This window comes from Polaromonas sp. P1_G4 (genome assembly GCF_056405475.1).
The window spans coordinates 1-9024 of sequence record NZ_JBFUCA010000135.1 but is presented as its reverse complement, the minus strand read 5'-3'; the positions used below and the strand labels follow the sequence as shown (position 1 = coordinate 9024).

The window sequence follows — 9024 nt, the reverse complement described above, 5'->3', positions numbered from 1 at the left end:
CTCCAGCGCAGCACCTTCGGCGGTTTCCAGTTTCAGCAGGAACTCACCCAGCAGGTTGCGGGTGTTGCCATCGAGGTCTTTCAGGGCAGCGTCGGCTTTTTCGAGCTCACCGGTGAAAGCCAGAAGCGCGAGGTGCCGAAGTCTCAGCTCGGCATGTTCAGGAAATTGCGCCAGGGCAAGCCTGGTGGCTTCCACGGCCTCGGCGTAGCGCCGCGCGCCTGAGAGGTATTCGGCGAGGTTGGCGTGGTAAGGCGGGTGGCCGGGCTGAAGATCAAGGCACTTGCGGGCCAAGTGAATGGCCAGGTCCCACTGCGATGAGCCAGCCGCCAGGATGGCGACGTTGTTCAGGGAACGCAGGTGGTCGGGGTTGAGTTCCAGGGCCCGTGCGTAGGCCGCCTGGGCCTTTTCAAGGTCACCGCAACCCTCTGCTGCAATCGCCAGGTTGGCTGCGCCGTCGGCGTCCTGCAGCAGTGATGCTTCAACGCCCAGCAGCGTTCGGTAGGCGGCCTGCGGGCGATCCAGCACGCTAAGCAGGGTGGCGCAGGCAGATGCCGAATTGACGTCCGTCGGCGAGAGGGCGTGCGCCTTTTCAAAAGCCGCGAGCGCCAGTTCGGGCTGGCCGGTGCTGTCCAGCTGGCTGCCTTGCGACATCCAGGCCTCGTGATCTGCCTCACGGTTAGAGGGGCGGGGGTTTTTATCCATCGCAACTGTGTCGCCGTCGTGCATGCAGGAATTATGTGGCACGGTGGGTTCGGGGACTCAGGCGGGCGCGGAGATAATCGCGGCTAATGACCCAAGGCCTCACTTTCACCGACCTCGGCGCGCTGCACCTGCTAGGCCGGTTCGGCGAGTTGTACACGGGCGCGGAGCGGGAACTGCTGGACCTCGCGCGGCTTCTGGCCGGCAGGCGCGCGGTCAAGCTGTGGTCCGATGTGCCGGTGCACCCGGCGTACGCGCCCGAGGGCATTACCGCCGTGCAGCCCTTTGCGCACCAGTTTCCCAGGGAGGGTACGCTGCTGATAGGCGGCGTGCATCTGCAGCCGGGAATCTGGCTGAAATACACGCGGTTTCAACGAATCATTCTTTTCCACAACATTTCACACCAGGGGCAGCTGTTTGCCATTGTCGAAGGCGTGCGGGAATACACCGGCCTCGACCCTGAGATTGTTTTTGTGTCCGACTGGCTGCGCCGCACTGCGGCATTGACCGGGCGCGTCATTCCCAGCCTGCTCGACCTCACGCCCTTTTCAGCGGTTGCCGTTGAACGTTTTGCCCGATGGCCGCATGGTGGAGCCCAACCGCGGCCTTTCACGGTTGGGCGTGCCAGCCGTGATCTGCTGGAAAAGCACAACCCGCAGGACCTTTCGCTTTACCGCATGCTGGCCAGCCGCGGCATACGGGTTCGCGTCATGGGCGGAACCTGCCTGGCGCCGGGTTTGGCCGGAACCGAGGGCATTGAGTTGCTGCCTGCGGGTGCGGAGTCTGTGCCGGATTTTTACCGTTCACTGGATGCGATGTTCTACCGCACCGGAAACTTTTTCGAGGCGTATGGACGGGTGGTGCTGGAGGCCATGGGTGCCGGTTTGCCGGTAGTGGCCCACGTGAACGGCGGCTACGCCGAAGTGATCGAGCAGGGCATCTCGGGTTTTTTGATCCGCTCGCAGGAGCAGGCATTCGATGCCCTGATGTCGCTCAATGATTCGGTGGATTTAAGGCTTCAGCTGGGCATGGCAGCGCAAGAGCGGGCCAGCCAGGTGCACGGCCCCGACGCAACGGAGCGCGACCTGGCGTTCTATCTCAAGTGAACGGTGACCGGCCGCCCCCATCAGGGCGCGGCAAATGCTGCTGCGCCTGAATAGCGAATGTTTCCGTTGGTGCCGGTGTAAACCATGCCGGCACGGCTTGCATTCACCCCGGTGAAGAAACCGTCCACGGTGAAAACCGGTCCACCGTTGGAGTAGCTGAACTGCCCGCCWGCAACACTGATATTGGATGCCGCAAAACCGCCAAGTGTCGTGACCACGCCCATGCTCAGCTTGGCCGTGCCGAAGTTGACGCTGAACGTTGCGGATGTCAGGGTTCCGGAGGCCACTGCCGCCTGTACGGAGGTGTCGTAGCCCGTGACTGGCGTCTGGCCGATCAGGTTGTAGCTGAGGGTGCCCGTTGTGGGCATCACCAGGGTAGGCTGGCCGATGATGTAGTGGAGATCATTGATGTTCGTGCCGCCTGGGTTGCGTGTGCCCGTGGTCCACGAACCCCAACCGATAAAGTCGCCCGCGTCGGTAGAGCCCGCCGAGCCTGCAAAGGCGTTGATGGTGGGGGTGAAATCCTTGCCATTGGCGCTGAGCGCGGTCAGTTTGCCGGTGTCAATGGTTGCGGAAGTGCCCGTGGCAACAGGCGAAATGGTGGAAGGTCCGAAATTGCCCTGCGAGTGGTAGGTTGCGGTTGACTTGAAATTTGTGAACGTGCCTGTGTTGACTGGCTTGACATCGGTCACAACCGCTTTATTGATGATGATGGGCTCTATTGGAGGTTCGGGTGTGGGTATGGGCGGGCGTACATTCGTTCGTTTCGGCGTGTCTGTGTTGTTGACCACCCGGACAGACTCACCTGCCGTCAGCCCGACACATCCCCCCGCATTGCAGACCTCAATCGCATCCAGCTCGGTTGTCACGCTCAGCGAGCCGTCCGGGTTGTACCCAGCATTGAAGCCAGAGCCGCGGATACCAATGGTGGCCGTCGTGGTGGTGACACGGTAGTTTTCACGGTTGCGTTTGCCGATCAATCCGGTGATGGCCCGCATGCTGCCGCGCAGCAGGTCGACCAGAAAGCGGTCTTCCTTCGGGTCGGCCTTGTCTACATAGTTGGCGACCTTGAACTCTGTTCCCGGCTGCAGCGAAACGACACCGCCATCGGAGAACTTCACCTGGGCGCGGCCATCGAGGCCGGTAATGATGGCCTGGCCGCTTTCGATATCCTTGCCTTTGACCAGCGCGTCGGTCTTGCCGTCCGTGCGCCGCAAACTGACTTCGCCGGTGGTGAACTGGGCCACGCCCGCGGAAGGCGCTGCCAGGGTCTGCAGTGGGTAAATGGCGGCCAGCGCCATGGCCAGGGCGGTGTGCTTTAGTTTGAACTGCGGGGTCATGGTGGGTTCTCCGGTATTTTTTAAGGGGTACGCACTGGGCTGCTGTGGGGCTGGGGACGGCCCGTTTAAAGGGGGGGTCTTACGACCAGGCTGGTCTGCTGGAAAACGGCCGCACCGGAAACCTGGCCCGCGCTGGGGCCCGCGCCGGTAACCGATGAGGCGCTGTAGACCAGTGCGGCACGGCTGGCATTGTTGCCGGTGAAGAAGCCGGTGACATTCGCGCCCGAGGAGTTAGTGATTTTGGCGTTGTTGATGTCGATGCTGCTGCTGACGCCATAGTCATTGCCGCCGAAGCGCGTGGTGAGGTCCAGGTTGCCATAGCCCTGGCCTGGGCTGTAGGCGCCGAAATTGGCGACCAGCGAACCGCTTACAAGCTGACCCGCACCCAGCAGGCTGGAGAAGGCGGTGCCGCCGGCGAACTGGTAGGTGCCCTGCATGTTGTCGGCCGGCATCTGAGCCGTCGGCGTCGGCCGGCCCATCACAAAGTGAACGGATTCAATCGCGCTGGGCGAGCCTCCCACGAACTTTTGTCCCGTCACCCAGCTGCCCCAACCGACGAAGTCGGGATCGGACGGCGCACCCAGCGCGCCCTTTTCCATCGTGGTGAGGCCGGGCGTGCTGCGGAACTGGGTCAGGACGTTGCGGCTGTCGAGGCTGTCGACATCGATGGGTTTGCCGCTGAGGAAGCTGGTCAGCACAGCGGTGCCGGCCTCGGGGTAGTAGCTTTCGACCACCGGGTTGGCCGCGCTGTCGGTGAACGCAATCGCGGCGGCCAGGTCGGTGAACACCTGTTTGACGGGTGTGGTGGGGACAATGGCGGGCTTGCCATCGGACGTGGTCTGGTTCCCCGCAACGACCACCTCCTGGACGGGCGGCGGCGTCGGCACGTTGGCCCGTGTATTGGTGCGAACTGGCGCCTCGGAGCTGTTAATGACTCGCACCGACTCGCCGGCCGTCAGGCCGACGCAGCCACCGGCGTTGCAGACCTCAATGGCGTCCAGTTCCGTCGTGATGCCCAGTGATCCGTCCGGGTTGTAGCCCACGCTGAAGCCGGAACCGCGTATACCTATGGTGGCCGTGGTGGTAGTGACCTTGTAGTTCTCGCGGTTGCGCTTGCCGATCAGGCCGGTGATGGCCCGCATGCTGCCGCGCAACAGGTCGACCAGGAAACGGTCCTGCTTGGGGTCAGCCTCGTTGACATAATTGGCGATTTTGAACTCGGTATTGGGCTGCAGTGACACCAGGCCGCCATCCGAAAACCGGACCTGGGCGCGACCCGCGGTGCTCGTCAGTATGGATTCGCCGCTTTCCAGCGGTTTGCCCTTGGTCAGCGCCTCGGTTTTGCCGTTCGCACGCAGCACGTTGACGTCGCCGGCGATGAACTGCGCCACGCCGGCCGATTCGGCGGCGAATGATTGCGCGGGGAAGGCCGCCGCAATCACGACCGACAGCGCGGCGTGTTTGAGAGAGCTTTCCCGGATGGTTTTCATGGGGTGTCTGGCGGGGCGTGTTCAGTCGGCACGGCAGGTTTAGAAGTCGCGGCGCACGGTCACGGAGAAAAGGCTGCGGTTGTAGTCGGAAATGGCAATGTTTGACTTGACGGAGGTCAGCGACAACTGCGGCGTCACGCGCCAGAGTTTGGCGGGGACCCAGTTGAGGCCAAGGTTCAGATTGAGCTGCCTGTCGGTGCGGGTGACCAGGAACAGCGGATCGGTGCCACCGTATTTGCGGTCTTCATAACTGATATTGCCAAAAAAGGCGAGGTCGTCCCTGATGGATTTCTGTGTACCCAACCGGATGCCGAACAGGTGGTGGCCCATGTGCGGAACGCCGCTGGCTTTTTCCTTCTCGGCACCCACATAAATACCCCCGAAGACCAGCAAACCGTCGCGGAATGCATGGGCGTAGGACGTACCCAGCACGGTTCGGTCCGCATCACGAAGCGATTGACCCGGATAGCTCAACTCGCCCCATTGCAGGTAAGTGCTCCACTGGCGGAAGCCGTCGATGCGGTAGGTCCATTCGCCGACCAGGCCTTGCTGGTCGCGCGCGCGGGATCCGGCGACGGTATAGCTGCCGGCCTGGACGACACCGGTGAATTCATGCTTTTCGTAGCGGTAGCTGGCACCGGCGTTGACATCAACCTGGCCGGTGTTGAAGTCGTTGTACTTGGCATTGAYGCGCGCATTGCCGCTTGCGTTCGCGATCAACGACCAGCGCGGGTCGACGACGTAACGGGCTGACAGCCCGCCACCCAGAGTCATGAAGGCATCCCTGGTCTCGACACCCGAAGCATTGAGGGTGAAAATTGCGCCGCCAAAAAGCGGAACCGCGACATTGGGATTGCCGGGGCCGCTGTTGACATTGGTGTCGTAGCCGACGCTGGCTTCCAGGTACGGTTTGACGGACGAGCGGGCGGCTTCTTCCGTGCGATCAATGGCTTGCAGGAATTGGTCGATGGTGGCGGCGGCCTCCGTCGGGATGTTGTCTTGTTTGGCTTCCAGTAACACCTTGCGCGAGCCGGCGTTGTCCCCGACGGCAAAAAGTGCCCGTCCAAGCTCCGCGCGCGCACGGGAGTTGGCCGGCTGCACCGCCAGCACGCGTTCGAGCGCGAATATGGCGCGGGTGAATTGCCCTGTGTCGTTGGCGGCGATACCCAGCACCGTGTCGAAGTCGGGGTCGCCTGCGCGTGCGGTTTCCTGGGGCTCAAGCAGATCGAAGGCTTTTTGTGCCTGGCTCTGGTCGAGCAGCGTACGCGCCTGACTGACCAGTGCATCGACTTCCGCATGCGCTGCAGCGGCCATCATGACGGCGAGAAGGATGCCGGTACTTTTGAAGATGAAGGATTTTTTTGAAGACATAAGTATTGGGTTTTACCGGTCCCGGGTAACAACTCGTAAGTAACAAAAGTTTTATATCACGATGAGGGGTCTTTCAACGCTTTTTTACACCTTTGCCGCCCTGCGCAAGTGCATGGAGGCAACACCTTTTCGGCGTTTGGCGGGTCGGTTGGTCATATTTACGTGTTCGCCTTGCGTGCCTAGGGTATTTACGGGTTTTTTGAGGCGGCTTCAGGCTTAATATCAGCAACTACTTATATTAAGAATAAATCGCTATGAACGAGATGATCCAGACCAGTGCGCAAGTCGAGAGAGGCCGTGTGTTTGAGCTGGCGGCCGAGTTGTTCGCTGTGCTCGCGACGCCGATGCGCTTGCGTGTCTTGAGCGCCTTGTGCGAACGTGAAAAGTCCGTGAATGAGTTGCTGGCGGAGATCGACACCACCCAGCCCAATCTTTCCCAGCATCTGGCCGTGCTGTACCGCACCGGTGTGCTGGCCAAGCGCAAGGAAGGCACCCAGGTGATTTACCGCGTTCAAAGCGAAAAAGCCGTGGCGCTGTGCCGCAGTGTCTGCACCCAGATCGCCATCGAGCTGGATGAGCCGGGCGGATTGTCRCCGGCCGAAAGCCTGTCGCCGCGATCCGCCTCCCAAGACGCCTGAACCGAAAGAACGCCCTTTATGCTGAGCCGTTTTTTACAGCGCGCGCCGGAGAATTTCCTCTCAGGGGCGCAAATAGCGGACGTGCGCGCCGGGCGCCGCGGTTTTCTGGCCGGCGCGTTTGCAGCTGCGTCAGCCGGGGTGGCGGCGGTGGGTCAGGCCCGGGCAGCGACTCCGGAGGGCGATGCCAATATCCTGAACCTTCCCGCCCACAGCAAGGGCCTGGGCCAGCCCGTGGCGGCCCGTGGTTACGGCCTGCCCAGCGAATGGGAAAAAAACCTGCAGCGCCGCGAGAGCCCGGGCCTCACGCGCATCGGCCAGGCCAGCGTGAGCTTTTGCCCATTGCAGGGCCTCTTCGGCATCATCACCCCCAGCGRCCTGCACTTTGAACGCCACCACCAGGGCTGGTGGGACATCGACCCATCGAAACACCGGCTGATGGTCAATGGCTCCGATGACGCCATGCTCAAGCGCCCCATGGTGTTCAGCATGGATGAGTTGATGCGCCTGCCGAACGTCAGCCGCATGCACTTCATCGAATGCGGCGCCAACACCGGCATGGAGTGGGGCAACTCGGCGGTGCCAACGGTGCAGTACACCCACGGCATGCTGAGCTGCAGCGAATTCACCGGCGTGCCCTTGCGCACCCTGCTGGAGCTGTGCGGTGCCGACCTCAAGCGCGCCAAATTCATTCTGGCCGAGGGGGCCGACGGCTCAGGCATGACCCGCACCATCCCCATGAGCCTGGTGATGAGCGGTGAGGTGCTGGTGGCCTATGGCCAGAACGGCGAAATGCTGCGCCCTGAAAACGGCTACCCGTTGCGGCTTATCGTGCCGGGCGTGCAGGGCGTGAGCTGGATCAAATACCTGCGGCGCATCGAGGTGGGCGACATGCCTTATGGCACCAAGGATGAGACGATCCATTACGTCGACCTGCAGCCCAGCGGCCTGCACCGGCAATACACCAGCATCCAGGAAGTCAAAAGCGTGGTGACCTCGCCCAGCGGCGGGCAGGTACTGCTGCAAAAGGGCTTTCACAACGTCACGGGGCTGGCCTGGAGCGGCCGGGGCAAGATCAAACGTGTGGACGTTTCCGTGGACGGTGGGCGCAACTGGGCGCCGGCGCGCCTGGAGGGGCCGGTGTTGGCCAAATGCCTGACGCGTTTTAATGCCGATTTTGTGTGGGACGGCAAACCCGCCATTTTCCAGAGCCGCGCTGTTGACGAGACCGGCCAGATCCAGCCGACGTACAACGAACTGCGCAAAGTGCGAGCGTCCCGCAGCATTTATCACAACAACGCCATCCAGTCGTGGTCGCTGGAAGAAAACGGCGAGGTGAAAAATGTCCAGATCTAAGGCTTTGTCCGTTTCTCATGGCGTCCGCGTTGCGATGGGCTCGCTGCTGCTGGCGGGTGTTACCCAATGGGCTGCGGCTGCTGATAAACCGGTGATTCTCTCCAGCATCGGCCGCACGGCGACACCGGCGGAAGTCAAAGCCTGGGACATTGACGTGCGGCCCGACTTCAAGGGCCTGCCCAAAGGGCAGGGCTCGGTACGGCAGGGTGAAGTGATCTGGGAGGCGCAATGTGCGTCCTGCCACGGCAGTTTTGCCGAGTCGTCCGAAGTGTTCACGCCGATTGCCGGCGGCGTCACGGCTGAAGACATCAAGAATGGCCGCGTGGATGGTCTGATGCCTGGCTCCAACCAGCCGAACCGCACCACATTGATGAAAGTCTCCACGCTGTCGACGCTCTGGGACTACATCAACCGCGCCATGCCGTGGAATGCCCCCAAAACATTGACGGCCGACGAGGTTTATGCCGTCACTGCCTACATCCTGAACCTGGGCAATATCCTGCCCGACAACTTCACCTTGTCGGACGCCAATATCCGCGAGGTACAGGCCCGTTTGCCCAACCGCAACGGCATGACGACGTCGCACGCGATGTGGCCGGGCAAGGAGCTGGGCGGCACGGCGCGCCCCGATGTCCAGGGCTCGGCCTGCATGAAAAATTGCGCCGGCGAGGTGGTGGTCAAAAGCTTTTTGCCAGACTATGCACGCAACGCCCATGGCAACCTGGCCGAGCAGTCGCGACTGGTGGGTGCCAGCCGGGGTGTGGACACCACCCGGCCGCCCATGGCCGGAATATTTGAATCAAATACGGCCCCAAACCAGACAGGACGTGCGCAAGCAGCTCCTGAAAAGATAGCAAACTCCACGCCGGTTGTTGCTGTGCAGCTGCCAGCTGTCGTTAAAACCGCCGCGCCCGGCGTTGCGTCCGTCATGCCGTTGCTGCAAAAAAATACCTGCACCGCCTGCCATGGCATGGACAGCAAGATGGTGGGGCCATCCTTCAAGGATATAGCCAACAAATATAAAGAC

The 9024-nt window shown here is 61.9% G+C and carries 8 protein-coding genes; 4 read left to right on the top strand and 4 right to left on the bottom strand.

The window, feature by feature from the left end:
- The coding region (locus AC1D1X_RS09040) for a tetratricopeptide repeat protein (RefSeq protein ID WP_477698162.1) at nt 1-702 on the bottom strand (702 nt) is incomplete at its 3' end.
- Nucleotides 703-788: 86 nt separating this feature from the next.
- Here AC1D1X_RS09040 and AC1D1X_RS09035 point away from each other — a divergent pair.
- A complete protein-coding gene (locus AC1D1X_RS09035; RefSeq protein WP_477669333.1) occupies nt 789-1805 on the top strand; it encodes a glycosyltransferase in 1017 nt (338 codons plus the stop codon).
- Between the two features lie 20 nt (nt 1806-1825).
- On the opposite strand, the gene AC1D1X_RS09030 is transcribed toward AC1D1X_RS09035, so the two are convergent.
- The 3 genes from AC1D1X_RS09030 to AC1D1X_RS09020 form a co-directional block, all read right to left on the bottom strand.
- Nucleotides 1826-3145 (bottom strand): FecR family protein, encoded by a 1320-nt coding sequence (locus AC1D1X_RS09030; RefSeq protein ID WP_477669334.1) that lies wholly within the window; start codon nt 3143-3145, stop codon nt 1826-1828.
- Nucleotides 3146-3210: 65 nt separating this feature from the next.
- Entirely contained in the window at nt 3211-4635 is a 1425-nt protein-coding gene (locus tag AC1D1X_RS09025; RefSeq protein WP_477669335.1) for a FecR family protein, read from the bottom strand.
- A 39-nt stretch (nt 4636-4674) separates the two neighbouring features.
- Entirely contained in the window at nt 4675-6006 is a 1332-nt protein-coding gene (locus AC1D1X_RS09020) for a surface lipoprotein assembly modifier (protein WP_477698161.1), read from the bottom strand.
- 254 nt (nt 6007-6260) lie between these two features.
- Here AC1D1X_RS09020 and AC1D1X_RS09015 point away from each other — a divergent pair, with 254 nt between their 5' ends.
- The 3 genes from AC1D1X_RS09015 to AC1D1X_RS09005 all read left to right on the top strand — a co-directional run.
- The gene (locus AC1D1X_RS09015; protein WP_477669337.1) at nt 6261-6644 is read left to right on the top strand and encodes an ArsR/SmtB family transcription factor; all 384 of its coding nucleotides are present in this window, start codon (nt 6261-6263) and stop codon (nt 6642-6644) included.
- Between the two features lie 18 nt (nt 6645-6662).
- The gene (gene soxC, locus AC1D1X_RS09010; RefSeq protein ID WP_477698160.1) at nt 6663-7997 is read left to right on the top strand and encodes a sulfite dehydrogenase; all 1335 of its coding nucleotides are present in this window, start codon (nt 6663-6665) and stop codon (nt 7995-7997) included.
- Nucleotides 7984-9024 (top strand): c-type cytochrome (locus tag AC1D1X_RS09005; RefSeq protein ID WP_477698159.1); only part of this gene is annotated, 1041 nt, incomplete at its 3' end. The genes soxC and AC1D1X_RS09005, both read left to right, overlap by 14 nt.

Bases quoted from the DNA above. Each gene is read 5' to 3' on its own strand.
- AC1D1X_RS09025 (WP_477669335.1), bottom strand. From the start codon at position 4,635: ATGAAAACCATCCGGGAAAGCTCTCTCAAACACGCCGCGCTGTCGGTC.
- AC1D1X_RS09035 (WP_477669333.1), top strand. From the start codon at position 789: ATGACCCAAGGCCTCACTTTCACCGACCTCGGCGCGCTGCACCTGCTA.